Genomic DNA, 26,709 nt, shown 5'->3' with positions numbered 1-26,709 from the left:
TAATATGGATTACACATTCCACTGGCGGCCTGTAATCAAAGCCTTGCCGGATCTTATGGAAGCGGCATTAACGACCCTGGAAGCCGCTGCACTGTCGATGATTATCGGCATTGTACTCGGCTTGGTTCTGGCACTGTTGCGCTTACACGGTAATCGTCCACTCTATCTGTTTGCCACTGTATGGGTTGAAATCGCCCGTAATACCCCGGCGCTGTTGCAGCTGTTTTTCTTTGGCTTTGGCCTGGGCGCGTTTGGCTGGCATCTGTCACCTTTTCTGATCGTATTGTGCGGCCTGTCATTCAACAATGCCGGCTATCTGGCTGAGAACTTTCGCGGTGGCTTTCTGGCTATCCCCGATACCCAGATTAAAGCGGCCCGCTGTTTAGGCATGACTGCACCTCAGGCTTATCTGCGTATTGTCATCCCCCAGGTGTTTCGCCTGGTCTACCACCCGTTAACCAATCAATTGGTCTGGGCAGTATTGATGAGTTCCTTAGGCATGCTGGTCGGCTTCCGTGAATTATCGGGTGAGACCCAGTTCATGGCATCGAATACGTTCCGGCTGTTTGAGTTCTTCCTTGCCGCGGCGGTGATCTACTACCTGTTGGTTAAAGTTGTGCTGGGCACTTCATACCTGCTGTGCAGAAAGCTGTTCCGTTATTAGAGGTGTAAATGTATGTCTACTGAAGTAAGTGCTATTCAGTTCTTTAGCGGATTCCAAATCAACGACCTGTGGTATCTGGCGAAAGGTGCAGGGGGGACCCTGGTGATTTCTGCGATCGCTATCTCAGTGGGTACTGTACTGGGTTGTCTGTTTGGTTGGGCGCTGAGTGTATCCCGTTGGGCCAATATAACCCTGGGGTCTGTGCTTGATGTGTTTCGCAGTGTGCCGCTGATTATTCAGTTGCTGCTGTTCTTCAACTTTTTCCCTATTTTGGGGTTGCCGGTAGGGCCGTTTGCGGCGGGTACTATCGTGTTGATTTTCTATACTGCCGCGCTGGTGGCGCAGGTTGCACGAGGCGGTATCGAAGCGGTACCTCGTTCGATGCGTAATGCTGCAAGGTCACTGGGTATGACCTATTGGCAGGATATCCGATACGTGGTTATGCCGGTCGGTATACGGGCGGTACTACCGGCCTGGACCGGTGTGGCACTGGGGGTATTGAAAGACTCTGCCCTGGTTTCGGTGCTGGGTTATATCGAGTTGCTGAGGGCCTCTCAGATTCTGGTTACCAGAACCCAGGAGCCTTTAATTATTCTGACTATTGTAGGGCTGTTCTACTTTGCCCTTTCTTACCCTATATCAAAGATGACAGCCAGGCTGGAACAGAGGTGGCAGTATGATTGAGTTAAAAAGTGTCGAAAAGAAGTTTGGCGATCTTACGGTTTTAAAAGGTATCGACCTGAGTGTTGAAAAGGGCGAAGTAATCAGCGTGATCGGTGCCAGTGGTTCCGGTAAATCGACCATGCTGTATTGCATCAATGCACTGGAAAAAATTCAGGGCGGACAGATTCTGGTCGACGGTATCGACGTACATGCTGATAAAACCAACCTGAATGAGTTGCGTCGGCATATCGGTATGGTATTCCAGCAGTGGAACTCTTTTCCTCATCTGTCAGTACTGGATAACGTGGCGCTGGCACCCAAGCTGGTGTTGGGAAAATCTAAAGACGAAGCCTACAGCATTGCCGAGCAGCAGCTAAAACATGTTGGCCTGGGCGACAAGCTGGATGTTTATCCGACCCGGATGTCCGGTGGTCAGCAGCAACGTCTGGCAATTGCCCGCGCACTGGCGATGGAACCTGATTATATGTTGTTCGATGAGGTCACTTCCGCGCTTGACCCTGAGTTGGTTGGTGAGGTGCTGGATACCCTGCGCCTGCTGCGGGATGAAGGTATGACCATGATTGTAGTGACCCATGAGATTAGTTTCGCCCGGGATGTGTCAGACCGCGTTGCGTTTTTCCATCAGGGAGTCATCGAAGAGATCGGTCCGGCGCAACAGTTAATCAATGACCCGCAAAGAGAGCGTACTCAGCAATTCCTGAGCAACGTTCGCTGATTTTTCACGCACTTATTTACTTGATGTCAGGCCGTTTAACCTAACGGCCACGAACTTTAAAGATTGATAGAAGAGGCTTCAGCCATGTCAGAATTACTAACTCTTAGCGAATACCGTGATCTAGCCGGTGATTTGAATCTGCCAGTTCAGGCGTATATCAATGGTCAGTTTGTACCGGCTTTATCGGGCAATACTATGTCAACGGTAAACCCTGCAACCGGTGCAGAAATAGCGCAGATTGCGGCCTGTAACCAGGACGATGTCAACGTTGCCGTGGCCAATGCTAAAGCGACCTTTGAAGCGGGCGAATGGGCCGACATGCACCCCTCCGAGCGTAAGAAAATTATGCTTAAGTTTGCCGACCTGATTAGTCAGAACAGCCGCGAGCTGGCGGTGATGGAGAGCCTGGAAAGTGGCAAGCCAATTCGTGAGTGTGAGCTGACCGATCTGCCGGAGACTATTCATTGTATCGAATGGCACGCGGAAGCGGCCGATAAGATGTATGACCAGCTATCACCATCCGGTAACGATGCGGTGGGTTTGATTGTCCGTGAACCTCTGGGTGTGGTGGCTTGCGTCCTGCCGTGGAACTTCCCGTTGATGATGGTGGCCTGGAAGTTAGGTCCGGCGCTGGCGACCGGCAACAGCGTTGTTATTAAACCTGCAGAACAAACCAGCATGACCACGCTGCGCCTGGCTGAATTGGCATTGGAGGCAGGGATTCCTGCCGGGGTCATGAATGTATTGCCGGGCTATGGCCACGAAGCTGGTCAGGCATTGGGATTACACGACGATGTGCAGGTGGTTTCTTTTACCGGTTCAACTGAGATCGGGCGTAAGTTCCTCGAGTTTTCTGCACAGAGCAACCTGAAGAAGATCGTTCTGGAATGCGGTGGTAAGAACCCTTCGGTAGTGCTTGCCGATGCGGATAACCTGGAAAGTGCGGCGCAGCACATTGTCTATGCAGCGCTATGGAATATGGGTCAAAACTGTACTGCTAACTCCCGGGTGATCGTGCATAAAGATGTCAAAGCCGAATTAACCGCTAAGATCCTGCAGGCGATGGAAGAGTGGCAAACGGGAGACCCGCTGGATCCGGCTAATGCGCTGGGTGCAATTGTCAGCCGTGAGCAGTACGACCAGATCTGTCATTACATCTCGAAGGGTAAGGCGGAAGGTGCAACAGTACTGGCCGGAGGCGAGCCGGTTGTGATTGGCGATGGCCTGTTTGTCGCGCCGACCCTGTTTGATGATGTTACCCCGGATATGACGATTGCAAGGGAAGAGATCTTCGGCCCTGTGTTTGCGATTATCACTGCTGATTCCGATGAGCAGGCGTTGGCCATCGCAAATGATACCTGCTACGGCTTGCAAGCGTCGCTTTATACTTCCAGCGGTGTAAATGCACAACGCTATGCCCGTAAGCTGCAGGCCGGTACGGTATCGGTTAACTGTTATGCCGAGGGCGATATCAGTACTCCGTTTGGTGGCTATAAGTTGTCTGGTTTTGGTGGCCGCGATAACTCTTTGCAGGCCCACGATCAATATACTGAGACTAAGACCATCTGGCTCGATCTTAGCGAGTAGAGGCTGTGTGAAAACTTTTTCACTTAACCTCAAGTAAACCGCTTTATATATCCAAATATGGATAACCCGTTGTAGCCAACCCCTGTTTCAGCACCAGACTGCTGTTGCGGGGGCTTAGGCTTTAGTCAGACAGTATGTTTTACATGATCGTCAGGTGAGTTATGGCTATATCGAGTATCTTCAATGATGTGATCGGGCCGGTTATGCGGGGGCCTTCCAGCTCCCACAGTGCGGCGGCCTGTCGCATCGGCCTGTTACTGCGTGACCTTATCAATGCTGAAATCACCGATGTGATTATCGATTATGATCCGAACGGCTCATTAGTCACCACCCATGAAAGTCAGGGCACCGATATGGGGCTCTATGGTGGTTTACTGGGCTGGCAGGCCGACGATGAGCGGATGATGAATTATCGTCAGGGTATCGCCGATTCCGGCATTAGCATTCAGGTGAATTACCTGAGTTATGACGCTCAACACCCGAATACCTACCGTATCAGAGTTGCCAATGCAGACACCGAGCACTCGCTGACCGCGATCTCAACCGGCGGAGGTATGATCGAAGTGCAAGAGATCGATGGTGCGGCAGTTGAATTGTACGGTGATTTTCATGAGTTGCTGATCTATGGCTCGGACTGGCACAGCATTGAGCAAGGGCTACCTGAGAACCTGCAATATGACTTTATTGAACGTCACCAGGGACAACGCTGTTTTGTCGAACTGAAAAGCGCTGCTGGCTTTGACGTTGTAGATATTGTGGCGATTGAAAACAGCGAGGGAGTCAGCTTCGTCCGCTATCTGAAACCGGTACTGCCGGTATTGTCGCGTAAAAATGTCGAAGTGCCATTCCTGTATTGCCAGGAACTATTGGCAATGGGCCAGGCTGAAGGTCTGGAACTGTGGCAGTTAGCGATGCGTTACGAAAGTGCACGTGGCGATATCTCTGAAGAGGATGTTCTGAATCGAATGCGCGGGATTATCCGCACTATGGATAATTCGATCCAGACGGGTTTGAGCGGCACTGAATACCAGGACCGCATACTGCATAGCCAATCGACAGGTTTCGGTGAGTCTATGCTGAACGATAGTCTGCTTAAAAGCGATCTGCTGAATACCATCGTCCTGTATGTTAGCGCGATGATGGAGGTTAAAAGCTCCTTAGGGGTCATTGTGGCTGCACCCACAGCGGGTTCCTGCGGAGCATTGCCGGGTAGTCTGCTCGGTGCCGCAAAGGTACTTGGTAGATCACAAGATGAGGTTGTGAAAGCGATGCTGGCGGCGGGTGTTATAGGAGTCTTTATCTCAGAGCATTCATCTTTTGCAGCCGAGGTCGGTGGTTGCCAGGCTGAGTGTGGTGCCGGTTCGGCGATGGCTGCCGCTGGCCTTGTGACGTTGGCGGGCGGTAGTCTGCAACAGACGGTTACTGCTGCATCACTGGCGTTGCAGAATTCACTGGGCATGATCTGTGATCCGATCGCCAACCGGGTGGAGGCTCCTTGTCTGGGGCGTAATGTTATGGCGGCATCCAATGCTGTGTCCTGCGCCAATATGGCGCTTGCTAACTACGACCCGGTAGTTACTTTCGATGAGGTAGTGGATACCCATTTCTCAGTGGGCAAAAGCATTGCGCATGAGTTGCGGTGTACGGCTTTGGGGGGACTCTCAGTTACCGACAGCTCAAAACAGGTGGAAGCACGTTTGTTGCGTTTCAAGAGTTGCTGATTCACCCCTGCCAAATTGATATAGAGGAAGTTACAGTGCGCTCAAATAAAGTGATTCACGTAGTTAGTTGCCACGCAGAAGGCGAAGTAGGGGATGTGATTGTGGGGGGCGTTGCACCGCCGCCGGGCGACACTGTCTGGCAGCAGTCGCGCTGGATAGCAAACGATCAGACGCTGCGTAATATTGTGCTGAACGAACCCCGTGGCGGTGTTTTCAGGCACGTTAATCTGCTGGTGCCAGCAAAGAACCCGAAAGCGCAGATGGGCTGGATCATTATGGAGCCGGAAGATACTCCGCCGATGTCCGGTTCAAACAGTATCTGCGTATCCACCGTGCTGCTGGAAACCGGCATTATCCCGATGCAGGAACCAGAGACGCATATGACTCTGGAGCCGCCGGGTGGTCTGATAGATGTCGTAGCGCAGTGTGAAAATGGTAAGGTCAAGCAGGTCACAGTGCGCAACGTGCCATCGTTTGTCGATAAGATGGATGTCACTATCGAAGTCAGCGGACTTGGGACCCTGACAGTCGATACCGCCTATGGCGGCGACAGTTTTGTTATTGTCGATGCTAAGCAACTGGGCTTCGCTATCACCCCGGATGAAGCCCGGGAAATTGCCGAAACAGGTATAAAGATTACCAATGCTGCTAACGAACAGCTGGGCTTCCATCACCCGGAAAATCCGGACTGGAAGCATATCTCATTTTGTCAGATAGCGGCGCCGTTGGAGCAGGAGGGTGGTATCTGGCTGGGCCGTAATGCAGTTGCAATTCAGCCGGGTAAGCTGGATCGTTCGCCAACCGGTACCGGCTGTTCCGCACGGATGGCTTTGTTACAGGCGAAAGGCTTGTTGAAAGTGGGTGATCGCTTTATCGGTGAGTCGGTAATAGGTTCACGCTTTCATTGCAGTATTGATAGTATGACCCGGATCGGCGACCGCGATGCGATCTATCCGCTGATCTCCGGTCGAGCCTGGATTACCGGGACCCATCAGCATATGGTTGATCCGACAGATCCATGGCCGGAAGGTTACCGGGTAGCGGATACCTGGCCCGTCTTTGGCAGATAAACGAACAGCAAGCAAAGAGCCTGTTAAGACGTAAAGACTTTTGAAAGGTATATCCATTTAGAAAGGAATATATATGCAGTTTATTAGCGCAGCAGATCTGCAGCAGCATCTGGATTGGGATAGCATTATCGATGCGCTGCAGGCGATGTTTGTCGAGGGCTGTGAGGCGCCTGTGCGTCATCACCATAATATGCAGCTGCCGGGGCAAGCCGATGCTACTATGCTGATTATGCCTGCCTGGACCGCGGGAAAGTATGCCGGCCTGAAACTGGTCAATGTGTATCCGGACAATAGCCAGAAGAATCTGCCGTCGATAATGGGTGGCTATCTGCTGATGGACGGTGCAACAGGTGCACCGCTAGCCTTTATGGATGCCGCAGAGCTGACCGCCCGGCGCACGGCCGGAACATCAGCTCTGGCTGCCCGTTATTTGAGCCGCGAAGATTCCAGTAAATTACTGATTGTCGGCAGTGGCCGGATGGCGATGAGCCTGGGTCATGCCCACGCTGAGGTTCGGCCCATTAAAGAGATTCATGTCTGGTCTCGTACCACTGAAAAAGCTGAGCAGACGGCAGAGTATTATCGCGCTGCAGGTTTCAATGCTGAGGTGGTGCATACGCTTGAAGAGGGTGTACGATGGGCCGATATTGTCAGTTGCGCAACCATGTCGGAACAACCGCTGATCCTAGGTGAATGGGTGCAGCCAGGTACGCATATCGATCTGGTTGGTGCATATAAGCCGACCATGCGTGAAACTGACGATGCGCTGGTCAGTATGTCTAAGGTTTTTGCGGATACCCGTGACGGTGTTTTGGCAGAAGCGGGAGACCTGCTGATTCCGATTGCCAATGGTAACTTCAATCCTGAAGGTATCTCCGCCGAATTGGCCGAGCTGACTCGGGGACAGCATCCGGGGCGTTGCTCAGAAAATGAAATTACGCTGTTTAAATCTGTTGGCGCTTCGTTAGAAGATCTGGCTGGGGCGATCCGCTGTTATGAGAGTTATCAGCAGCGTTAGTTAACTGCTATCTGTGGCTGAGAGGGCGGCGTCTGCTAAGGCGTCATCATATTTCCTGGTACTGCCATCGCCTTGGCTGTTTCCATCATTGAACTTTATTAAGCTGCGGGTTGCCGGGGGCTTTAGATATTAATAATCTGCTTGCTAAACCGGCATTACCTGCGATGTTTACCGTTGCGATATGGGGCCTGAATGTAGTGGTCATGAAAATTGGCGTGACCGATATGGCACCGCTACTTTTCACCGGTATGCGTTTTGTTCTGCTGAGTTTGTTGCTGTTACCCTTCGTTAAGATTCCCCGAACAGCCATACGACAGGTGATCGGCCTGGCGATGATAATGGGTGTAGGGCATTTCTGTGTCCTGAGTATCGGACTACGCTATGTTGATAGTGTCGTTGCCGGTCTGATCCTGTTATTGGGTGCGCCGCTATCCTCGCTGTTAGCTTTTATCTTTCTCAATGAGCGGTTGCGTGTATTACAGATGGTTGCGGTTTGTATAGCAGGTTTAGGGGCTATAGTGCCTACTTTGCTGGAAGGCGCCGTTGATATACAGGCTGGCGCGCTGCTTATTCTGCTGTGTGTGCTGATGTGGGCTATCGGTAATCTGAAAATTCGCAATCTGAGCAACCTGCCACTACTGACCCTTCAGTTCTGGATCGGTTTTATCAGTGCGCCTTTGTGCTTATTGGCGTACTGGCTGAATCCCGCGGAGGTTTCCCTGGCCGCGCAATTTACCAGTAACAGTATGTTGTCACTGGTTTATGTGGTGTGCGGTTCTTCGATTCTTGCCTATTGGCTATGGTATCAACTGATCAAACGGCACGGTATTAACTCGGTTGTTAATTTCGTGCTGTTACAGCCAGTAGTAACAATGGTGGCCGGATACCTGATTCTTGGTGAGCTGATGTCAGGTTTACAGCTGGCAGGAGGGGCGGTGACGCTGCTTGCGATGTGGGGATTTTATCATTCGGGAAAGCGGCCTGTTTAAGCAAACCGCTTAATCTCAATATGCCTGATTCAGGCAAATTTCTTTTGCTGTTCGGTCAGCAGATCATGGATCGCCTGGCCCGCTTCCAGAATATGCTTGCGCAGTAATGCCGAAGCTGCGGCTTTATCGCGCTTGCGACATAACTCGAGAATCTCTTTATGCTCCTGGTCGGCTTTGTCGATACCGGTAGTGAACAGCAGTTGCATCCGGATATAGCGATCCGCTTTTATGTTCAGGCTTTGGATGATCTCCATCGCCTGAGGCAGGCCGGCCGGTTTGTAGAGGGCTTCGTGCAGGGCGTAGTTAAGATCACTCCAGGTCTCTACCCGGTCTCCGCTTTCGACTGTTTCTTCAAAGGCGTGAAGAATTTTCTCGGTCGTCACAAAATCTTCTTCGGTCATATTATCGATGGCATTTTCCAGCACATGACATTCGACCAGCGCGCGCAGCTCAAACAGCTCATGAATCTTAGCTGTCGATAACTCAGTTGCAGTCGCCCCTTTATGGGCTTCAAACAGAACCAGCCCTTGAGCTTCAAGCTGCAGCAAGGCCTCTCTTACCGGAATCCGGCTGACATTAAATTCTTTAGCAATGGCATCCTGGCGCAGCGGTTCGCCGGCGACTATCTCGCCAGACAGGATTTTCTCGCGCAGGATATCTGCAACCATCTGAGTGCGGGTTTTATAAACGGGTGCTGTTCCTTTGCTCATAGAATCTGTAACCGGTTGTTGCTGATTGAAATTAGATAATCGGGCAATTGTACCATTCGTAAACCCAACAACCGAATGGAAACACTAAATCAGAAGAGAATTTTAATTGAGGATCGGTTATGGCTATTTGGTCAAGGGGAGTGTGAGGCTGAAGCAGCTGCCTTTGCCTAAGTCGCTATCAACGCGGATAGATCCCTTATGCGCTTCAATAATGGCTTTAACCAGGCTCAGGCCCAGGCCCATACCGGGTTCACTGCGACAGCTCTGTGCGCGGAATAACCTGTCGAAGATGAGGGGCTGATCCTGCGCAGTAATACCGATGCCACTGTCCTTTATTGAAATATTCAGGTTCCGGTTATCGCTACCCAGTTTAACGGAGATCAAACCGCCTTCGGGGGTGTATTTGATAGCATTGTCCAACAGGTTAGCCAGCGCCTGGCGTAACCGAATAGGATCGGCGTTAATGGTTTGCTCTGCAGTACTTTCAAAGCTGTTATCAAAATTTAATCGGATCGACTTCTCTTCGGCGACATAGTCGTATAACTCAATACACTCTTCAATCAGCGTTGCCGGGTTCAATTGAGACTTGTGAAGTTTCAGAATACCGCTTTCAGCTTCGGACAGATCCATCAGTGTTTTGAGCATCGCTTCGATCTGTTGGCTCTCTTCGGCACAGTCCATTAATGCCTCTTTCAAAGCCTGTTCGTCGGGTTTTGTCAGCGCTGATTCCAGGCTTAAACGCATTCTTGACAGGGGCGTGCGCAGATCGTGGGCGACCGAATCCAGTGAGTGGCGCATCCCATCTATTAAGCGTTGTATCTGTGCCAGCATATCGTTAAACAGCTTTGCCAGTTCACCTAGTTCGGAGTCAGGGTTGCGAATATCTACCCTGGCTTTTAGCTGATTTGCCTGGATGCTACGGACAGTATCGATCAGATCATGCAGGGGTCTTAATGTATGCCAGTTCATGTAGGCGGTAAGCAGCAGACCAAGTAGCAACAGCGGTAACATCACTAACAGAACCAGGCCGCGGTAGCTGGATAACTGAGCTTCTCTGAGTGCTGCTGATTTTCCAATACTCAGTGACAAGCCGTCCGCCAGCTGAACCTCCCTGAATATGAGACCTGTTGCACTATTCTGTAAGCTGTCCTGCAGTGTGCCGTGCTGCCACGTCTCATCAGGGCTGGCAGGAGACAGTATCAGCTCACCCTGCCATGACTCAGGCTGTATCAATATAAGGTTTTTGCCTTGGCTATCTTTTATGGCAACCCGCATCTCACTGCGCTGAAAATAGGGCGCATCACGCTCGATAACCAGTTCCAGTTTATGCAAGCCAGCCTGGTCTTCCAGTCGTTGGTAGCTTTCCAGAAAAGAGCTGATTTGTAGTTGGTCTTTTTCCAGCTGAGACTTGCTCAGCAGAAAATCAACCGTGACGAACAGCAAGGCCGCGCTGAGCAGAAACAACGTGGCAAAGCGTAGAGTCAGCCTGACAGCGGTATTGCGACGCAGCCGGTTAATCGACTTTAAGAACATAGCCGACCCCCCGCAGGGTATGAATCAGTTTTGGGCTAAAGTCTTTGTCGATCTTACTGCGCAGGCGGCATACGAGAACGTCGACAACATTGGTCTGGGGATCGAAGCTGTACTCCCAGACGTGCTCCAGCACCAGCGTTTTAGACAGTACCCGGCCCGGATTACGCAGCATATATTCCAACAGCTGATATTCACGGGGTTGCAGTCGAATGCGCTGGCCACTGCGGGTGACGACTTTACTGTAAGGGTCCATCACCAGATCGGAAAACGTCAACTCCTGATGTAATCCAGCTTCAGAATTACCTTGCTGTGAACGCCTCAACAGCGCCTGGGCCCGGGCCTGCAGTTCGGTGAAAGAAAACGGCTTAGTGAGGTAGTCGTCACTGCCTGTTTCCAGCCCTCTGACCCGGTCTTCTACCGAGCGCTTGGCGCTGAGAATAATGACCGGTGTGGCCAGACCACGGGCCCGCATCTCTTCGATAACCGATAAGCCATCCCGACCCGGTAACATGACATCGACTATGAGCAGGTCATAGTTACCTTCCATCGCCATCGCTAAACCATCATTACCATCGGCCTGAGTATCGACTATATCACCGGACTCGCGAAAGCCTTTGGCGACATAGCCGGAAATTTTTTGATCATCTTCTATCAGTAACAGTTTCATAGTCCAACGTTAGCATTGTCGGTCGGGTTTGGCATCCGCAGTCGGCGAACCTTTCAGCATTGTAATGCAGCGTCGGTTAGCCAGTTCAAGTCCACGAATATTGGAAAATTTAGCGGCTGAAGATAACTATCGGTGTAGCCTTGTTCAGGATATTGAGCGGTAGCTTTATCGGTGAACAATAAGCTCCCTGCTTCGGGAGCAGTATGGCCTTGTAATGTAACTGAATTAACTGTTACTAAAACTTCGGATTATGCCATGCAGGCGCTGTGTCAGGTTGGATAGCTGACTGCTTGATTCGAGGTTTTCCCGGGCATGGCTCGAGGTTGACTGTGCGGACTGTCCGATCATATTGATAGTTTCAGTGATATTGTTCGTCACTGCAGACTGTTCCTCTGCCGCGCTGGCTATCATGCTATTGAGATTGCTGATCTGGCTGATACGTTCGCTGATCTGTTCCAGTGAAGTTTGGGCCATATTGGTTTGCTCGACACTGCCTGTTGCTAATGGGGTACTGGCTGACATGACCTGAACCGCCTGATGGGTGGTGGTTTGCAAGCGAGCGATCATCTCTTCTATGTCGGCAACAGAACCCTGAGTACGGGCTGCAAGGCTGCGCACTTCGTCGGCTACAACGGCAAAGCCGCGTCCCTGGTCACCGGCACGGGCCGCTTCAATCGCTGCATTCAGTGCCAGCAGATTAGTCTGTTCGGCAACTGCGTGTATGACCGTCATAATTTCGCCGATCGCCTTACTGTCTTGTTCCAGGGATTGAATAACCTCTCTGGCGGACTCAATGTTCTGGGCCAGCGTGGTGATTTGCCCGGCAGTCATCTGCATCGTATCTTTACTGCTGATGGCCATTTGGTCGGCTTCTTCTGCGCCTTGCGATGCTTCGAGTGTGTTCTGGGCAATGTCACCAACCGTCGCTGACATCTGCTCCATAGCGACTACAATCTGGTCAATTTCCTGTTCCTGGCGGCTGATCTCTGCCTGAGTGTTCGATACTGCTGTTTGTGAATGGGCTGTCTGCTCAACCAGGTCATCAGCGGCCTCGCTGACCCGAATTAGTGCGGTTTTCAGTTTTGCCTGCAGTACTTCGATTGCCAGTTGCAGTTGGCCAATTTCATCTTGCCGGCCGGTATAAATCAGCGTTGCCAGGTTGTTGTCTATAACTGAGCGGGATTTGCTGGCGGCCTGGCGCAGGCCGCGCGTCATTGTGCTAATCAGTAACCAGCTAAATAGTAAGGTTACAGCACCGGTTATCGCTAACTCCGGCTGCTTATCCGGTAGCAGGTAAGCAAGCGTGCAGAAGGCAAGCGTAAGCAGTGCGCTAATTCCCATTCCCAGCTTGGTATGCAGACCTTGCTGCATCCAGATATCACTGACAGAACGTTTTTGCTGGGCTGCTTGTCGCTTAGGGTAAATCTTCTGTGCCCGGGCCACGGATTCAGCGGTTGGCTGGCTGCGGATCGATTCGATACCAGCCAGTTTTCCCTGTTCGTAGATCGGCGTGAAATAAACATTAGCCCAGTAGTGATCGCCGTTTTTACAGCGGTTTTTAAGCACTGCGATATAGGCTTTATTCGCTTGTAAAGAGCTATACAGGTCGGAGAATACAGAAGGTGGTACGCCACCGGCGCCAAGCATTCTTTGCTGGTTGCCGATAACATCCTGACTGCAATAGCCCGTAAAATTGTATAGCTGATCGTTGCAATAGTTTATGTTACCGGTCAGGTCAGAGGTTGATATCAGAGCACTGTCCTTATCGATGTTGTGTTCGCGACCAGTCAGGGCGGTTTGTTCAGGCATGCATGTTCTCCGTGCGCCGGATGTTTTTATTGTATACAAGTTGGCAGTGTATCTGGCATACGAAACGAATTAAATAGCTTATATAACCGTTTTGGTTTGTCAGAGGCTGGGGGGATCAGAACAGGTAACCTTAGCGATCAGACCGGGAGGTTAGCGATAGGGAGGTGGCAATAGAGTTACTGGGAGATTATGAGAAGAGGGCGCAGGAGTCGGGTGTTTAGTTCAGTTAACTCTTGTTGAATTTTGTCCGGGTCGATTTATAAAAATATAGAGCGCAAGCGATCAGCCAGACCAGAAAGAGTGCTGCTGGAGCAAGGCTGTTTAAGATTTCAATCGTCATAATATTAAGACGCCGCGGAATAGGCTAAATCTTGCTCAGCAACATGGCTGTTGATTATCTGACGTGCTGCGCGAGTGCACTTACCACAACAACTGCCGACACAGAGTTCACGGTTCAGGTCGCGCACATCGCGGGCACCGTTTTCAACCGCCAGTTTGATTTCACTGTCTGTGACATTGCTGCAGATACAAATATACATAAGTAGCCAACCGTTGTTGTAGATAATAACGGTGTTGATAATACATCTCATTTAGATTTAATGCAATGCTCTGTTTGAGACCTGTTAAATTCTTCGCTTTATCAAACAGTTATCAGTCTGGTACTGACTGTTCTCCCGGTTAGTGCTCCACTGTAATTGATGTGCAGAAGGAGGCTGTATTGCTATTCAGAATAATGGCGCCGGAAAGTGTTAATTCGGGTTTTATTTTTAGTGATTGCTTGTCTAGTCTTTATTTCACTATAAGGAAGATAAATTGCATGGATCTAGTGATCTGGGAGGGTTTAGGATGAAAGAAGACAAGCAGGTACTCAGTTACCTGAATCAGATTCTGACGGTGGAACTGACCTCTATTAATCAGTACTTTCTTCACGCCCGTATGTTCAGAAACTGGGGTTTGGAAAAACTGAATGAAAAGGCCTATAAAAAATCAATCAAAGATATGAAGCAGGCAGACGATCTGATTGAGCGGATTCTGTTGCTCGAAGGGTTGCCTAATCTTCAGAATCTCGGACGGCTGCGTATCGGTGAGCATACTGAAGAGATGCTGAAATGCGATATGGAGCTGGAGCTGGAGCAGCTGAAGCAATTGCGGGAGGCGATCGCATACTGCGAGACTAAAGGGGATTATGTCAGCCGTGAATTGCTGGAAGATATCCTGAAATATGAGGAAGATTATGTCGATTGGATTGAGACCCAGCAGTACCTGATGCGGCATACGGGTATTGAAAACTATCTGCAGTCACAGATGTAATTGAGAGGTGATCAAGATGAAAGGAAGCGATAAAGTTATCAGTACACTGAACCAGCTTTTGGCCGGTGAGTTGACCGCGATGGATCAGTATTTTATTCACTCCCGTATGTATCAGGACTGGGGTTTTGAAAAGCTTTTCGAGCGCATCGATCATGAGTTCGATGATGAGAAAGGCCATGCGGCTTTGCTGATCGAACGAATCCTGTTTCTGGAAGGTACGCCGGATCTGAGCAAACGTCATGGTCTTAATATCGGAACAAATGTGCCGGAGATGCTGGAAAGCGACCTGCAGATTGAATATTCAGTGGATAAAGCGCTGAAGGCTGCGATTAAACTCTGTGAGGATGAGCAGGATTATGTCAGCCGTGAAATGTTGGAAGGGCAGCTAAAAGATACCGAAGAAGACCATGCCTATTGGCTGGAACAACAGCTGGGCCTGATTCAGAAGGTTGGTCTGCCGAACTATCTGCAGGCGCAGATGGGTTAACAGGTATTTTTGTCCTAATCTGAATGTCAGAAGCCAGCGTATGCTGGCTTTTCATACTTGGGAATCTGGCAATTGGGCCTCAGATGTAGCCGCTAGTCCTTGTTAAACAGATAGTAAGCGATGGCATCCAGATCCTGCTTTTGCAGGAAAGATGTTCCATCGCGGACCACTTCTGACATACTGCCACCAAATACATCACCGTCGGCTTTGATTCCTGATTGCAGAGCATAAGACAGATCGGATTCAGTCCAGCCAGCTTCTGTCAGAGCCTGAGCTGTAATAGCAGGAACCGATCCTTCGCCTTCCAGTAATGACGGACTGCCGGTGAAAAGCTGCTCCTTCTCCAGGGCTCCGAGCAGATTGCGGGGGCTATGACAGGCCGCACAATGCGCAGCACTCTCTACCAGATATTTCCCCCGATTATAGTGCTGATTCTGAGCCTTCGAAGGAGTGAAAGGCTGATCCTCCATGAACATGCTTTGCCATAGTGCCACACCCTGGCGGATATTGAACGGGAAGCCCAGCTTATGCGCCGTATTGGCCTGGTTAGCTGGTGGTACCGTCTTAAAGGCCGCCCAAAGGTCTGCGATATCCTGGTCGCTCAGGCGGGTGTAGAACGTGTAAGGAAAGGCCGGGTAGTAGGGTTCGCCAGCAGGGGAAATACCGTGACGCAGGGCCTGGGCAAACTGTTGCAAAGTCCAGTTGCCGATTCCATGTGTCTTATCTGTAGTCAGATTCGGAGCGTAGAAGGTACCAAACGGGGTCTGCAACGGTGCTCCTCCCGCAAGAGGTTGACCAGGCGCTTCTTTATCAGTATGACAGGCGATACAGCCTGACGCTCTGGCAAGATAAGCACCATTAGCAATATTACCGGGCTTAGCATTGAGTTGAGTCTGCTCTGGCGAGCTGTTAAAGGCGGCTCGCAATGGTGTGCTCGCCCAGAATGTAAATAAGAGGGCTATCACAAGCAATGCCAGAACGGGGCTAATTAACCATCGCTTTTTCATAGGCTTCTCTGTTACATCTCTTTGCGATAGCGCTCGTGGCAGGAGGAACAGTTATCGGTGAGCATTTTGAAAACCATACTGGCAGGCATAGTGCCGAGATAGTCAGGATCGTCCATGTGAAGCATTTTTTCATCGCCTCTTATCATAGAGTCAGAACCCATCATGGACGCGGAGCCCATCATTGACTGTGACCCCATCATATGCCCCTGACTCGATTCGCCCTTATTGTCAGCCGCGTTATATAGCCCCTGTGCCAGCTTAACTTGTCGGTCGGACAGCTTTTGGAAACGCTGCCATTCCTGCCAGATCGCAGGGGTTGCTTCACTGTGCCCCGACAGGCTATCTGTTGGGAATAGTTTTGTCATAGCGTCGCCGGAATGATCACGGATAATAAGTGCAGCGTCACGTATGGTGTCAGGGTTATGTTCTATGTCACCTTTAAAAATGGCAGCAACCTTTTTTACGGCACCTTTCATATCGTCCATCAGATCCATGCGTTCTTTAACGATCCCGCTGGCGCCGCCGTGGGCTGATACCAGCTGAGGTGTGATGGCAGTAAAAAATATTAACGCAGTAGCAATAACGGTCTTACGCATTGAAGCAAAATCCTTACATACAACAGATTGACAGGTGAGTCGGTGGTCGACAGGGCGACATAATACACCGCCAGCTCAAGTTATTCGCTTTTTCCGGTCGATAAATTGGTACTTTCATTGGCACGCAGGATAAAGTATCCAGTTGGGGGAAGGTCAAGTGACGTTTGATTCAGTTTGCGGCAAAGCGGATTGATATGAATACTTGTCCTGAATTCTATTCAGGCTCCGTTTGTGAAATAAAGGGAGGTAATTAGAAGGAGCATGAAAAGAAGAAAATGCTGAGGCATTACCCGGCAGTGACTTTCATTTTACGGCGCTTAAGTATAGTTAAAGCCAGCACCATCCCCGCCAGAATCAGGGTGATCGTATTCGCCAGGATCATTGGCAGGTCATCTAGTGCCAGGCCATAAATAAGCCAGCAGGTGACGCCGATAGTGAATACGGAATACATCATCAGGGATATGCCATCGACATTGCCGGTACGCAAGATCTGAATCACCTGGGGAATGAAAGCGACAGTGGTGCAGCAGGCAGCCAGCAGGCCGATCAGGGTAACGGGTTCCATTTAGCGATGCTTCTGAGTGGAGAATTGGGGTGTGGATTTTATAGCGTCTTTGAGACTATCTCAATAAGCACAATGCACCATTCGGGAAGGATTTTTTAAACTCGGGTCCATTCATCTTGGAGAGTAGTTTATACTCTTGCTCAAACGGTCTGTGTTGACTGGCGTGGTTATATTGATGTGCTGTAAATAGTTATATTTAAAGTTGCAGCAAACGTTATTTTGATAGTGATGCAGAGAGATAGATAGCCGTTCCGGTAAGTGTATTTCGGAGCGGCCGATGGAGTGAATATTTATGATCGAAAAGACATACCTTGATCCGCAAACTTTGCTGGACGATTCATTTCGTCTTGGGGCGCAGATCCTCAATGATGGTTTCCGGCCAAACTATATTATCGCAATCTGGCGTGGTGGCACCCCTATTGGAGTTGCGGTGCAGGAGTTCCTGGCTTACTACGGTGTCGAAAGCGACCATATCGCAATCAGAACATCGTCTTACAGCGCCGGTATCGATGGCCGCTCCAAAACTGTGCTGATTCATGGCATGGACTACCTGATTAAAAACATCACCGCGACCGACAAGCTGCTGATTGTCGATGATGTGTACGATACTGGCTTAACGATTCAGGCGGTTATCAAAGAGCTGAAACAGAAGTGTCGACTTAATTCGCCGGAAGATATCCGCATTGCGGTGCCTTACTTTAAGCCGACCCGAAATAAGACCGGGGTCGATCCTGAGTACTATCTGCACGAGACTGAAGCCTGGCTCAAATATCCCCATTCGCTGGAAGGGCTAACGGCTGATGAGATCGCAGAACATCGACCAGAGCTGTTCGATATCATTAAACATCTGATACCAACCGAAGCTAAGTGAACGATCGGTAGAGTTTATACAATTGGCTGTAGTGATAATTACGGTCATCTGTTCAGGTTTAAGGCGGGTTATTATTTTGGAAAAGTTATTTATTAAAGAAGACGCTCTGATCTGCGATTCATTTCGCTTAGGTGCGCAGATTTTTGAAAGCGGTTATCGTCCTGACTTTATAGTGGGTATCTGGCGTGGTGGCAGCACCGTCGGTATCTACGTTCAGGAGTGCCTGCAGTACCTGGGTGTGAAGACCGACCACATTGCGATTCGTACCTCATATCAGGGCTTGCCAAGCTATCAGTCGATGATCGAAGACCAGCAGAATATTAAAGTGCACGGTTTACGGTACCTGCTGGAGAACCTGAATCATGACGATAAACTACTGATCGTTGATGATGTATTCAGCTCCGGTATCAGTATCAACGCGGTGATTGAGCAACTGTCCCGGCGCGTAAAACGTAATATGCCGGCTGATGTGAGAGTCGCGGTGCCCTGGTATAAGCCGGATAACAACCGTACCGAGCGGGTGCCTGATTACTACGTTAATACCAGTGATAAATGGCTGGTCCTGCCCTATGAAATGGTTGGCCTGAGCGAAGAGGAAATCTTTGCCAATAAGCCGGACCTGCAACCTATTATGGAAAGTGTAAAGCTAAGTTAGATTGCGCAGTGTAACAGTCAGATGCAGGATCGGCTGTTGTGAGAAGTATTAAAAGGGCTGGTAGCGATACCAGCCCTTTTTTGTATGGGTTGGTGATAGAGGAGCAGGGATGACTTCATCCGGCAGGCCTGCTGATCCCGGCGCAATCATTCCGTAAAGAAGCCTGTCAGATTATCAATGAGATAACAGGGGGGGAGGGGAGCTAATTGGCCCCGTTACGCCAAAGAGGCTGGCGTGTTTGCCGGGTTTGCAGAAGAGCGCCTGCGCACCATTGATTGGGGTTGTAGGGAAGGAAGAATGAGGCAGACATAATATAAAAATATTAGTTGACTAAATTGCTAGGATATATAGAATAACCAACTTAATTACTCGGGTATTGTTTTTAAGTTTCAGGAGGTGGAGATGAAAGATTGCACGGTTCCCCCAATAGATGATGTTGATTCTTCACTTCCAGGCTGGAATGATTTTTATTGCTGTTCAGCAAGCTATTTCCATGCTGATCAGGTTCCGGTAGGTACGCTCAACTGCTGTGGTCAATCAGAGGCCTGATCCTTTATCGGCTCAACTGACCATTTTTATACCGCTGTTATTGCAGCGGTTTTTTTTGTCTGCGAGAATCATGATGGCTGAGATTGTATTGATATAGCAGTGCTTTCAATGCTTTATATTTGCGACCAAAGAAGATAGGTATTGGTGCCAAAGTACTATGTAGTAATTTCGGATTGCTTCCTAAGCTTGGAACAGTGGCCAAAGGAGTGGATAACTATCCATCCAGAGAGTATCTCTGACCTGACGAGGAGATAAGCAAAATGTCGCAGTCATCCGAAACATCTGACCTGACTTCCGCAGTCGATCTGCCGCTTGAGAACCAGCAGTATTCTGGTACCGGTGGCGTTAGCCAGGCAAACAACCAGCATAGTTTCAGTCCTGCATTTATGGACCAGACCAGTGGAGATATTGAAATATCACGCTTCGGCAATGGTAACCCTGCGCCTTTTCACTCTTTGGATGGTTTACCGGATAGCTGGATTACAGAAAGGAATATTGCTGGAAGAGTTGTTTCGATAAAAAGCTCAGTGGTCTCCGGCTTTGTGCGTTTAGAAGAATTTTTTACCCGTGAAGAAGCGGCGGTTTTTGTTGAGCAGTACCTCTGAAAAATACTCTAAGATCTTTTTTCGCGTTCTGCAGCATAGACCCTGTACATAGTATTGGTCGTTAACTTGTTATCTACAGGGACAGCAGTGGCAGCAGCTGCTGCGGTATAGTGATGTGGTGATCGCTGTCGCTCTGGTAAAGTTCCTGTCGATCACCATAGCCCCAGTGTACCGCTACTGAGGCTATGTCATTGTCTTTTGCTGCAAAGATATCGCTATCCCTGTCACCCACCATCCAGCAGTTTGCTTTCGGGATATCGGTTTCGTTCAACAGCATTGCAAGGTGGCTGGATTTATTGCTTTTTATACCGTTATCTTCGCTGCCATATACGCTATCAAAAAAAACCTCTAAACCGGAATGAGTAATCAGCCATTCAGCCTGTTTCTGGGGCTTGGCGGTCAGGATATGCATTGTTACAGGGTTGCTATTTTGAATCGGTGACCGGGTCTGATTCTGGCAAAGTTGTTCAAGCAGATCGATTATGCCCGGGTAGACTTCATAGGTGCTGATTCCGTGGTTCAGGTAGTGCTGCCTGAACAGAGTCACGGCCTGGATAATAAGGGCTTGCTTATCGGTATCGAGTAACTGCGCGAAGCTATGGCGTAGGGGCGGACCGAAACAGCGTTTTAGCTGCTCCTCAGATACACCGGGATGGCCTAGCTCGGATAGGGCATGGCGGATTGAGCCTGCGATTCCCGCCTGGGTATCCAGCAGTGTGCCATCGAGATCGAAAAAAAGTGTGGTCATAGTTTCTTAAATATCAGTCACAGATCGGTCAGGCTGTAATACGATTAACCGTTCAGATAAAAAAGGGGCTTTAAGTTTACCTTAAAGCCCCGAAAGGTCCCTCTGGAAAGGGAGAGAAATTATTTACATTAACAAACGCTCTCTATACGCATCATATTAGTGCTGCCTGGCTGGCCGAACGGCATACCGGCGGTCACTATTACCGTATCACCCGGTTGAGCCATGCCCTGCCGCTTAGCTTCTTCCAGTGCTGTGGGCGTTATTTCGCCAATCTGGGCAAATTCCGGATTAACGACTGAATGGATACCCCAGACAAGTGTCAGTTTACGTGCTGTACTAAGGTTTGGCGTCAGGTTAAGAATTGGTGCTTTAGGGCGCTCTCGAGCGGCTCTCAGACCGGTTGCCCCTGAGCTGGTAAAGTTGATCAGGACTGAAACATCGAGAATGCCGCAAACCCTGCGAATTGCGCAGCTGATCGCATCTTCGGTAGTGGCGTTTGGCTGCGGACGGTTAATATCAAGTTGTGGGTGATAACCGGGATCGGCTTCAATATTGCGGATAATCTTGCTCATCATATTGACCGCATCGACAGGATAGTCTCCGGAAGCGGTTTCTGCCGAAAGCATCACTGCGTCGGCCCCTTCATATACGGCGTGGGCAACATCGGTTACTTCGGCACGGGTTGGCGCCGGAGAGAAGCGCATCGATTCCAGCATCTGCGTAGCAACCACCACCGGGCGACCTTTATGGCGGCAGGTCTGGATGATGCGTTTCTGAATTGCCGGTATCGTTTCTGCTGGCAGTTCAACCCCGAGATCACCACGGGCAACCATGATCGCATCACAGAGTTCGACAATCTCATCCAGATGTTCAACTGCAGAGGGCTTCTCTATCTTAGCCATCAGGAAAGCGCGGTCCTGGATCAGTTCGCGGGCTTCGACGATATCTTCAGGGCGCTGTACGAAAGAGAGGGCGACCCAGTCGACACCGATCTGCAGTCCAAACTCCAGGTCGCGGCGGTCTTTTTCAGTTAAAGGGCTCAGCTGCAGAACTGCCTCGGGTACATTGACCCCTTTACGGTCTGACAGCTCACCACCGACGATAACTTCTGTGAGAATACTTGAGTCATTCTTCTGCAGTACCCGCAGGCGGAGCTTTCCGTCATCCAGTAGCAGATCCATATTCTGTTTCAGTGCCTGGATTATTTCAGGATGGGGCAGGTTAACCCGCTGTTTATTGCCGGGTGTGGGATCCAGGTCAAGTCTGAATTGCTGGCCTTTCTCGAGGCAGACTGATCCTTCTGTAAAGTTGCCGACACGAAGCTTTGGCCCCTGCAGGTCCATCAGTACGCCAATGGGTGTATTCATTTCCCGTTCGACGCTGCGTATCCAGTCCAGGCGTTCGGCGTGGTCCTGGTGTTCTCCATGGCTGAAGTTAAGGCGGAAAATATTAGCGCCTTGTTTGACCAGTTCACGAACCTGGGCTGGTGATTCGATTGCTGGACCCAGAGTGGCGAGGATTTTTACTTTTTTATCGGGAGTTTGCTCGCTATTCATCGGTGTATCCTCCGGGTATGAAAGGGGCTTGGCTAATCGTAATCCAGTGCAGCTTCTGCGAAGGCAGGTTGTGCGTGTTTGTATACAATGAGCATAGCTTCATTCTAGTCAAAACCTGACTCAGAAGTCAAGAAGTGGGTTTGTGAATTTATAATGCTGGTATATAGGTACTTGAAGCGCGTCATTATGCTTGTTTTTCTCAATGTGAAATAAAATCACTCGATACTTTGTATACAAAGATGTTGTTTGATTGTATGTTGGTTTATATATTCAGGGCTATGCATACATCATGACCATCATCAGTAAGCAGTTTAAATACTGTCTGTCCGTGTCATTTGATCCAGGTATCGGAAGCCCTCACGCATTTTTAATCTTGCAATTTATCAGGAGTATTAACTATGAGCCGATTGAATCTGGAGAGCTCGATCACTATTACACAGGCTGCCTTCGATAAGGGCCTTGAACTTAAAACCTCGCCGTTGACGGTGGCGATACTGGATAATGGAGGCAAACTGATCTCTCTGCAGCGTCAGGATGGGGCAAGCATGATGCGCCCTGATATCGCGATTGGTAAGGCGTGGGGGGCGGTAGCGATGGGTAAATCCTCCCGTGCTTTGGGAGAGGATGCCCAGGACCGGCCTGCTTTTGTCTCTGCTTTGAATACCCTTGCGCAGGGTAGCCTGATCCCGGTTGCGGGCGGTGTGTTGATTCGTGATGAGAAGAATGAAGTGCTGGGTGCGATCGGTATAACAGGCGATACTTCGGACATTGATGAGCAGTGCGCTATCAGCGGCGTCAAGGCGGCAGGTTTGTTTGTTGATGGCTGCTTTGTATAATTAACCAGGTATAACGTTAAGCAGTTAAGCGCTGCGCTGGCTACTAAAAAAGCCCCTGATCAGTTTCGACTGGTCAGGGGCTTTTTAGTAATGGTCTGCTGTTGTTTCAGTCAGTCGTGACGGGCGAGCGCACTTCACAGCCTTTAAGTACCAGCTGAACAATCAGTTCTGCTGCGGCATCGTAGTCTTCCTGTTCCATCTTTTCTTTGCCGGTAATCTGGGTTATCTGCCAGTCGAAATCGGCATAGGTCTGAGTTGAAGCCCAGATGGTAAATAGCAGGTGCTGAGGATCAACTTCGGCCATCAGTCCTTGATCAATCCATGACTGAATTAGTGCGCTGCTCTGGCGTGTGTGTTCCATCATCTGCAGAGAAATATCCTCAGGCAGGTGAGGCGCGCCATGCATTATTTCGCTGGCGAATACCTTCGATGCATGGGGGTGTTGCTGGGAGATGCGGATCTTGGCGCGAATATACTGTTCCAGCGCAGCTGCCGGATCAGTGTGTTCGTAAAAAGGTACATATGCCTGCAGCAGAGGCTCGATTACGCTCTCAAGTACGCTGCGGTAGAGGTTCTCTTTGGTCTTGAAGTAGTAATAGACGTTGGCTTTAGGCAGGCCTGCCAGGCTGGCGATATCGACAGTTTTGGTTGCCGCATAGCCGCGGTTGGCGAAGATTTCACTCGCAGCCTGAATAATCAGTTCCCGGTTGCGCTCCCTGATACTAGCCATTGGTATACGCCGCTCCTGATTTTTTCTGACTTCTGGGTTAGGTTATTGTAGACCAATGTTAGCCCAGTTCGGCAGCTTGCTCAAGGAGGATTATATGATCTGAGTGTAATAGGGGCTGGTTTTGCTTTGCTGCAGGAGAGCATCGGAGGTAACTGGTTATTCGGTCCTGAAAAAACACCGGCAGTATTAAACTGGCCGGTGTTTATTGCTTAGCTGTAAGTACTAAGGAGGGCGTTACTCGATTGGCGCGCCTTTGGCTATCCACAGGCCTACCAGATCACGCTCTTGCTGGGTCATCTGTGTGATATTACCCAACGGCATCGCCTGAGTGGCAATTGACTGGGCATGGATCTGAGATGCCAGTGTTTGCATCTGCTCCGGTTTGTCGAGAATAACTCCGGCCGGTGCGGTGCTGAAACCAGCAAAGCTTGGAGTAGCCGAGTGGCATACAGAGCAACGTTCGCTGATTACTTGCTCAACTTCAGCGAAGCTGATCTGCTGTTCCTGGTTCGCAGGAGCTACCTGTTTAGGCGCTACAACAAAGGCCAGGGCGATCATGCCGAAGGCTGTAGCTGGCAGGGTCCAGGCGTACTTCTGGGATTCGTGGCGGGTGTTGAAGTAATGGCGCGCTAATACGCTCAGTACCGCAAGGGCTGCCAGAACTGCCCAGTTGTATTCGTGGCCATAAGTGCTCGGGAAGTGATTGCTGATCATAATGAACAGCACCGGCAGGGTGAAGTAGTTGTTGTGGCGTGAACGCAACAGGCCTTTGGCCGGCAGCGCAGGATCCGGTTCGCGGCCCGCTTCAATCGCACCAACAAGTGCACGCTGTGCCGGCATGATCACACGGAATACGTTACCAACCATGATAGTACCGATGATCGCACCAACATGGATAAAGGCACCGCGTCCGCTGAATACCTGAGAGAAGCCCCAGGCTGCAGCAACCAGCAGAATGAACAGTATCGCAGCCAGTAGCGCCGGTTTTTTACCCAGTGCAGAATCACACAGCGTAGTGTAAATAAACCAGCCTGCAATCAGGCTGCCAACGCTGATAGCGATAGCGGCGCCTGAACTCAGATCTGAGCCCGGTGCAACCAGATACAGTTGAGCATTGAGATAGTAAACTACCGCCAGCAGGAAGAAGCCTGTCAGGAATGTGGCATAGGCTTCCCACTTAAACCAGTGCAGCGTTTCTGGCATTTGTGGTGGTGCCAGCTTGTATTTCTCCAGATGGTAAATACCACCACCATGGATCGCCCACAAGTCACCGGTCAGTCCTTTACGGGGCTTGCTCCGGTCCAGGTGGTTTTCCAGCCAGTTAAAATAAAAGGACGCGCCGATCCAGGCGATACCTGCGATCATATGGGCCCAGCGAACCGCCAGGTTCAGCCATTCAGTAATATGCGGATCCATTGTTTACTCCTCATATAGATTTGACCGTACAGTCACTGTTAAAGGTCAAAAGTATTATTGTTATAGGGTTTATTTCTGTTTAGCAGTGAGTTACTTGCCGGGGTCGAGCAGGATCTCTGTCCCCTCGGCAAAAAAGAACTCATCGCAGTTGTTACCTTCTCCCTGGCGATCGACCACCAGGAAGTCATCTTCATCTACGCAGCAGAGGATCGGGTGATGCCATACGCCCAGGTGATAGTTAACACCCTGGCTACCGTCGGTGATAAATGCTTTTATCGCTTCAGGCTGTGGATTCTCACCGGGCTCTGCCACTAATAGCAGAAACGGGTTCTGCTTCAGTGGTATGAAAGCCTGACTGCCCAGAGGGTGGCGCTCCATCATTTTGATGGCTAGCGGCATCTCCAGGGCCTGAGCCCTGAAAATACTGATAATGCCTTGATCCTCAGGCGTGCCGAGTTGTACTTCGGCCAGTCGGTGAAAACGTTGGGTCGAACCGTTGTTGATCATGAAAAAGTCACGATCCGCGGTTTCGATCACATCGCCGTAAGGGGCGAAGGCTTCAGCTGTCAGTGGCTGTGGACGAAGAATCAGCATACTTACCTCAGTCGGCTTTCTTATCAGAGATGTTACCGAACAGTTTCAGTCGGCTGACGCCGCCATCCGGGAAGATATTCAGACGAATATGGGTTATCGGGCCAGTATTGCGGATCTGTTCTACAAACTCGTGCTCCTGATGCATCTCCAGCTTCTGTGCCGGCAATAGCTCTTTCCAGAACAGGCTCTGGGTTTCGATCTGCTCGTCGGTACCGCCTTTAACGTAGGCCGCCTGAATTGAACAGCTATCAGGATAGTTACCTTTAAAGTGCAGGGTGTCGACTACAATACGGCTGATCTCACCAGGATGGCCCAGCGCGACGATTACCCAGTCATTACCTGGTGTGCGGCGACGAGCGGTTTCCCAGCCATCACCCATATTGATACCGCGGCCCGGGTTGAGAATGTTGCTCATAGTACCGAAATGTTCATCGCTGCAAGCGAGGGCGCGGCCGCCGCTCAGGGAGGCTGCCAGGTCAATTTCCTGATCGCTGCCGATGTTCGACCAGTCAAGGTACGGGATGCCGTAAACCTTAAGACGGGCTACACCACCATCCGGGAAAATGTTAAAACGAATATGAGTCCATGGACGATCATCAGCTACAGCGTGTAGGTGCTGGCTGTCACCGTTGAGGCTGACTGCGCCCAGCAGTTCAGTCCATTCAGCATTGTCAGCCGGATCGCCTTCAGGGCAGAAGCAAGCCTCAAGAGATGCTGATGGTGGAAAGTTGCCGGTGAAGAACGAAGTATCAATTTCGATACCTTTGATCACACCTGGAACACCGAGGCGAATAACGGCAAAGTCATAGCCTTCAAAGCGCTTACGGCGGGATTCCCAGCCGTCCATCCACTTACCGTTGTCATCGAAAACACCTTCTTTCCAGACCGGTGCTTCCGGCTGCAGCATGCGGTCTACTGCAGCGAACCAGTCATCGGTCACGAAAGTGGCTTTACTACCCAGGCGTGCATCGGCCAGGTTAATGAATTTTTGAAATGTTGCTGTGCTCATATTTTGA

The 26,709-nt window shown here is 50.2% G+C and carries 28 protein-coding genes; 14 read left to right on the top strand and 14 right to left on the bottom strand.

From position 1 onward, the window contains the following. Positions 1 to 4: 4 nt before the first annotated feature. From ACQUQM_RS09505 to ACQUQM_RS09470, 8 genes are all read left to right on the top strand, one after another. Positions 5 to 664, top strand: coding sequence for an amino acid ABC transporter permease (locus ACQUQM_RS09505; RefSeq protein WP_432474239.1), 660 nt, complete (start codon positions 5 to 7; stop codon positions 662 to 664). Positions 665 to 676: 12 nt separating this feature from the next. Continuing rightward, the gene (locus ACQUQM_RS09500) at positions 677 to 1,348 is read left to right on the top strand and encodes an amino acid ABC transporter permease (protein ID WP_432474238.1); all 672 of its coding nucleotides are present in this window, start codon (positions 677 to 679) and stop codon (positions 1,346 to 1,348) included. After that, positions 1,341 to 2,063: an amino acid ABC transporter ATP-binding protein gene (locus tag ACQUQM_RS09495; protein ID WP_432474237.1), complete on the top strand. Its 723-nt coding sequence runs from the start codon at positions 1,341 to 1,343 to the stop codon at positions 2,061 to 2,063. Before ACQUQM_RS09500 ends, ACQUQM_RS09495 begins: the two co-directional genes overlap by 8 nt. A gap of 84 nt (positions 2,064 to 2,147) precedes the next feature. Continuing rightward, a complete protein-coding gene (locus ACQUQM_RS09490) occupies positions 2,148 to 3,650 on the top strand; it encodes an aldehyde dehydrogenase (RefSeq protein ID WP_432474236.1) in 1,503 nt (500 codons plus the stop codon). A gap of 161 nt (positions 3,651 to 3,811) precedes the next feature. Beyond that, complete coding sequence (locus ACQUQM_RS09485; protein WP_432474235.1) at positions 3,812 to 5,371, top strand: L-serine ammonia-lyase, iron-sulfur-dependent, subunit alpha; 1,560 nt, start codon at positions 3,812 to 3,814, stop codon at positions 5,369 to 5,371. Between the two features lie 35 nt (positions 5,372 to 5,406). Next, a complete protein-coding gene (locus tag ACQUQM_RS09480) occupies positions 5,407 to 6,441 on the top strand; it encodes a trans-3-hydroxy-L-proline dehydratase (RefSeq protein WP_432474234.1) in 1,035 nt (344 codons plus the stop codon). A 73-nt stretch (positions 6,442 to 6,514) separates the two neighbouring features. Continuing rightward, positions 6,515 to 7,459 carry an ornithine cyclodeaminase family protein gene (locus ACQUQM_RS09475; RefSeq protein ID WP_432474233.1) on the top strand — a complete coding sequence of 315 codons (945 nt, stop codon included), beginning with the start codon at positions 6,515 to 6,517 and terminating at the stop codon, positions 7,457 to 7,459. A gap of 164 nt (positions 7,460 to 7,623) precedes the next feature. Then, a complete protein-coding gene (locus ACQUQM_RS09470) occupies positions 7,624 to 8,448 on the top strand; it encodes a DMT family transporter (RefSeq protein WP_432474232.1) in 825 nt (274 codons plus the stop codon). Positions 8,449 to 8,477: 29 nt separating this feature from the next. On the opposite strand, the gene ACQUQM_RS09465 is transcribed toward ACQUQM_RS09470, so the two are convergent. The 5 genes from ACQUQM_RS09465 to ACQUQM_RS09445 all read right to left on the bottom strand — a co-directional run bounded on the left by ACQUQM_RS09465 (position 8,478) and on the right by ACQUQM_RS09445 (position 13,706). Next, positions 8,478 to 9,158 (bottom strand): GntR family transcriptional regulator, encoded by a 681-nt coding sequence (locus tag ACQUQM_RS09465; RefSeq protein ID WP_432474231.1) that lies wholly within the window; start codon positions 9,156 to 9,158, stop codon positions 8,478 to 8,480. A gap of 123 nt (positions 9,159 to 9,281) precedes the next feature. Then, positions 9,282 to 10,691 (bottom strand): ATP-binding protein, encoded by a 1,410-nt coding sequence (locus ACQUQM_RS09460; protein ID WP_432474230.1) that lies wholly within the window; start codon positions 10,689 to 10,691, stop codon positions 9,282 to 9,284. Next, the gene (locus ACQUQM_RS09455; RefSeq protein WP_432474229.1) at positions 10,672 to 11,358 is read right to left on the bottom strand and encodes a winged helix-turn-helix domain-containing protein; all 687 of its coding nucleotides are present in this window, start codon (positions 11,356 to 11,358) and stop codon (positions 10,672 to 10,674) included. The genes ACQUQM_RS09460 and ACQUQM_RS09455 overlap by 20 nt, the downstream gene beginning before the upstream one ends. 225 nt (positions 11,359 to 11,583) lie before the next feature. Then, complete coding sequence (locus tag ACQUQM_RS09450) at positions 11,584 to 13,167, bottom strand: methyl-accepting chemotaxis protein (RefSeq protein ID WP_432474228.1); 1,584 nt, start codon at positions 13,165 to 13,167, stop codon at positions 11,584 to 11,586. A gap of 344 nt (positions 13,168 to 13,511) precedes the next feature. Continuing rightward, complete coding sequence (locus tag ACQUQM_RS09445; RefSeq protein WP_432474227.1) at positions 13,512 to 13,706, bottom strand: (2Fe-2S)-binding protein; 195 nt, start codon at positions 13,704 to 13,706, stop codon at positions 13,512 to 13,514. A gap of 307 nt (positions 13,707 to 14,013) precedes the next feature. Between ACQUQM_RS09445 and bfr (ACQUQM_RS09440) the strand changes: the two genes are divergently transcribed. Both bfr (ACQUQM_RS09440) and bfr (ACQUQM_RS09435) read left to right on the top strand, forming a co-directional pair. Further along, positions 14,014 to 14,478 (top strand): bacterioferritin, encoded by a 465-nt coding sequence (gene bfr / locus ACQUQM_RS09440; RefSeq protein ID WP_432474226.1) that lies wholly within the window; start codon positions 14,014 to 14,016, stop codon positions 14,476 to 14,478. Between the two features lie 16 nt (positions 14,479 to 14,494). Then, complete coding sequence (gene bfr / locus ACQUQM_RS09435) at positions 14,495 to 14,965, top strand: bacterioferritin (protein WP_432474225.1); 471 nt, start codon at positions 14,495 to 14,497, stop codon at positions 14,963 to 14,965. Between the two features lie 92 nt (positions 14,966 to 15,057). Here bfr (ACQUQM_RS09435) and ACQUQM_RS09430 read toward each other — a convergent pair whose 3' ends face one another. The 3 genes from ACQUQM_RS09430 to ACQUQM_RS09420 all read right to left on the bottom strand — a co-directional run bounded on the left by ACQUQM_RS09430 (position 15,058) and on the right by ACQUQM_RS09420 (position 17,133). Then, positions 15,058 to 15,972, bottom strand: a complete 915-nt coding sequence (locus ACQUQM_RS09430) for a c-type cytochrome (protein ID WP_432474224.1) — start codon at positions 15,970 to 15,972, stop codon at positions 15,058 to 15,060. An 11-nt stretch (positions 15,973 to 15,983) separates the two neighbouring features. After that, positions 15,984 to 16,568 (bottom strand): c-type cytochrome, encoded by a 585-nt coding sequence (locus ACQUQM_RS09425; RefSeq protein WP_432474223.1) that lies wholly within the window; start codon positions 16,566 to 16,568, stop codon positions 15,984 to 15,986. A gap of 286 nt (positions 16,569 to 16,854) precedes the next feature. Then, positions 16,855 to 17,133, bottom strand: a complete 279-nt coding sequence (locus ACQUQM_RS09420) for a SemiSWEET transporter (protein ID WP_432474222.1) — start codon at positions 17,131 to 17,133, stop codon at positions 16,855 to 16,857. A gap of 292 nt (positions 17,134 to 17,425) precedes the next feature. On the opposite strand from ACQUQM_RS09420, the gene ACQUQM_RS09415 reads away from it, so the two are divergent. From ACQUQM_RS09415 to ACQUQM_RS09405, 3 genes are all read left to right on the top strand, one after another. Then, positions 17,426 to 18,004 carry a phosphoribosyltransferase gene (locus tag ACQUQM_RS09415; RefSeq protein ID WP_432474221.1) on the top strand — a complete coding sequence of 193 codons (579 nt, stop codon included), beginning with the start codon at positions 17,426 to 17,428 and terminating at the stop codon, positions 18,002 to 18,004. A 76-nt stretch (positions 18,005 to 18,080) separates the two neighbouring features. Beyond that, positions 18,081 to 18,659 carry a phosphoribosyltransferase gene (locus tag ACQUQM_RS09410; RefSeq protein ID WP_432474220.1) on the top strand — a complete coding sequence of 193 codons (579 nt, stop codon included), beginning with the start codon at positions 18,081 to 18,083 and terminating at the stop codon, positions 18,657 to 18,659. A gap of 809 nt (positions 18,660 to 19,468) precedes the next feature. Then, complete coding sequence (locus tag ACQUQM_RS09405) at positions 19,469 to 19,813, top strand: hypothetical protein (protein ID WP_432474219.1); 345 nt, start codon at positions 19,469 to 19,471, stop codon at positions 19,811 to 19,813. 73 nt (positions 19,814 to 19,886) lie between these two features. Here the strand turns inward: ACQUQM_RS09405 and ACQUQM_RS09400 are convergent, their stop codons facing one another. Together ACQUQM_RS09400 and pyk are read right to left on the bottom strand one after the other, a co-directional pair. Next, the gene (locus ACQUQM_RS09400) at positions 19,887 to 20,561 is read right to left on the bottom strand and encodes an HAD family hydrolase (protein ID WP_432474218.1); all 675 of its coding nucleotides are present in this window, start codon (positions 20,559 to 20,561) and stop codon (positions 19,887 to 19,889) included. Between the two features lie 128 nt (positions 20,562 to 20,689). After that, positions 20,690 to 22,117, bottom strand: a complete 1,428-nt coding sequence (gene pyk, locus ACQUQM_RS09395) for a pyruvate kinase (protein ID WP_432474217.1) — start codon at positions 22,115 to 22,117, stop codon at positions 20,690 to 20,692. A gap of 398 nt (positions 22,118 to 22,515) precedes the next feature. Between pyk and ACQUQM_RS09390 the strand changes: the two genes are divergently transcribed. Continuing rightward, positions 22,516 to 22,953: a GlcG/HbpS family heme-binding protein gene (locus ACQUQM_RS09390; RefSeq protein WP_432474216.1), complete on the top strand. Its 438-nt coding sequence runs from the start codon at positions 22,516 to 22,518 to the stop codon at positions 22,951 to 22,953. Positions 22,954 to 23,059: 106 nt separating this feature from the next. Here the strand turns inward: ACQUQM_RS09390 and ACQUQM_RS09385 are convergent, their stop codons facing one another. The 4 genes from ACQUQM_RS09385 to alc all read right to left on the bottom strand — a co-directional run bounded on the left by ACQUQM_RS09385 (position 23,060) and on the right by alc (position 26,702). Next, complete coding sequence (locus ACQUQM_RS09385; protein ID WP_432474215.1) at positions 23,060 to 23,683, bottom strand: TetR/AcrR family transcriptional regulator; 624 nt, start codon at positions 23,681 to 23,683, stop codon at positions 23,060 to 23,062. 234 nt (positions 23,684 to 23,917) lie between these two features. Next, positions 23,918 to 25,099 (bottom strand): urate hydroxylase PuuD, encoded by a 1,182-nt coding sequence (locus tag ACQUQM_RS09380; protein ID WP_432474214.1) that lies wholly within the window; start codon positions 25,097 to 25,099, stop codon positions 23,918 to 23,920. A gap of 90 nt (positions 25,100 to 25,189) precedes the next feature. Beyond that, the gene (locus tag ACQUQM_RS09375; protein WP_432474213.1) at positions 25,190 to 25,693 is read right to left on the bottom strand and encodes an ureidoglycolate lyase; all 504 of its coding nucleotides are present in this window, start codon (positions 25,691 to 25,693) and stop codon (positions 25,190 to 25,192) included. Positions 25,694 to 25,700: 7 nt separating this feature from the next. Next, the gene (gene alc / locus ACQUQM_RS09370; protein ID WP_432474212.1) at positions 25,701 to 26,702 is read right to left on the bottom strand and encodes an allantoicase; all 1,002 of its coding nucleotides are present in this window, start codon (positions 26,700 to 26,702) and stop codon (positions 25,701 to 25,703) included. Between the last annotated feature and the right edge of the window lie 7 nt (positions 26,703 to 26,709).

Origin of the sequence: Amphritea sp. HPY, from assembly GCF_050870985.1 — a bacterium.
Lineage (GTDB): Bacteria > Pseudomonadota > Gammaproteobacteria > Pseudomonadales > Balneatricaceae > Amphritea.
Note: the sequence above shows the minus strand (reverse complement) of the source record. Positions and strands in the feature narration are given on the sequence as shown.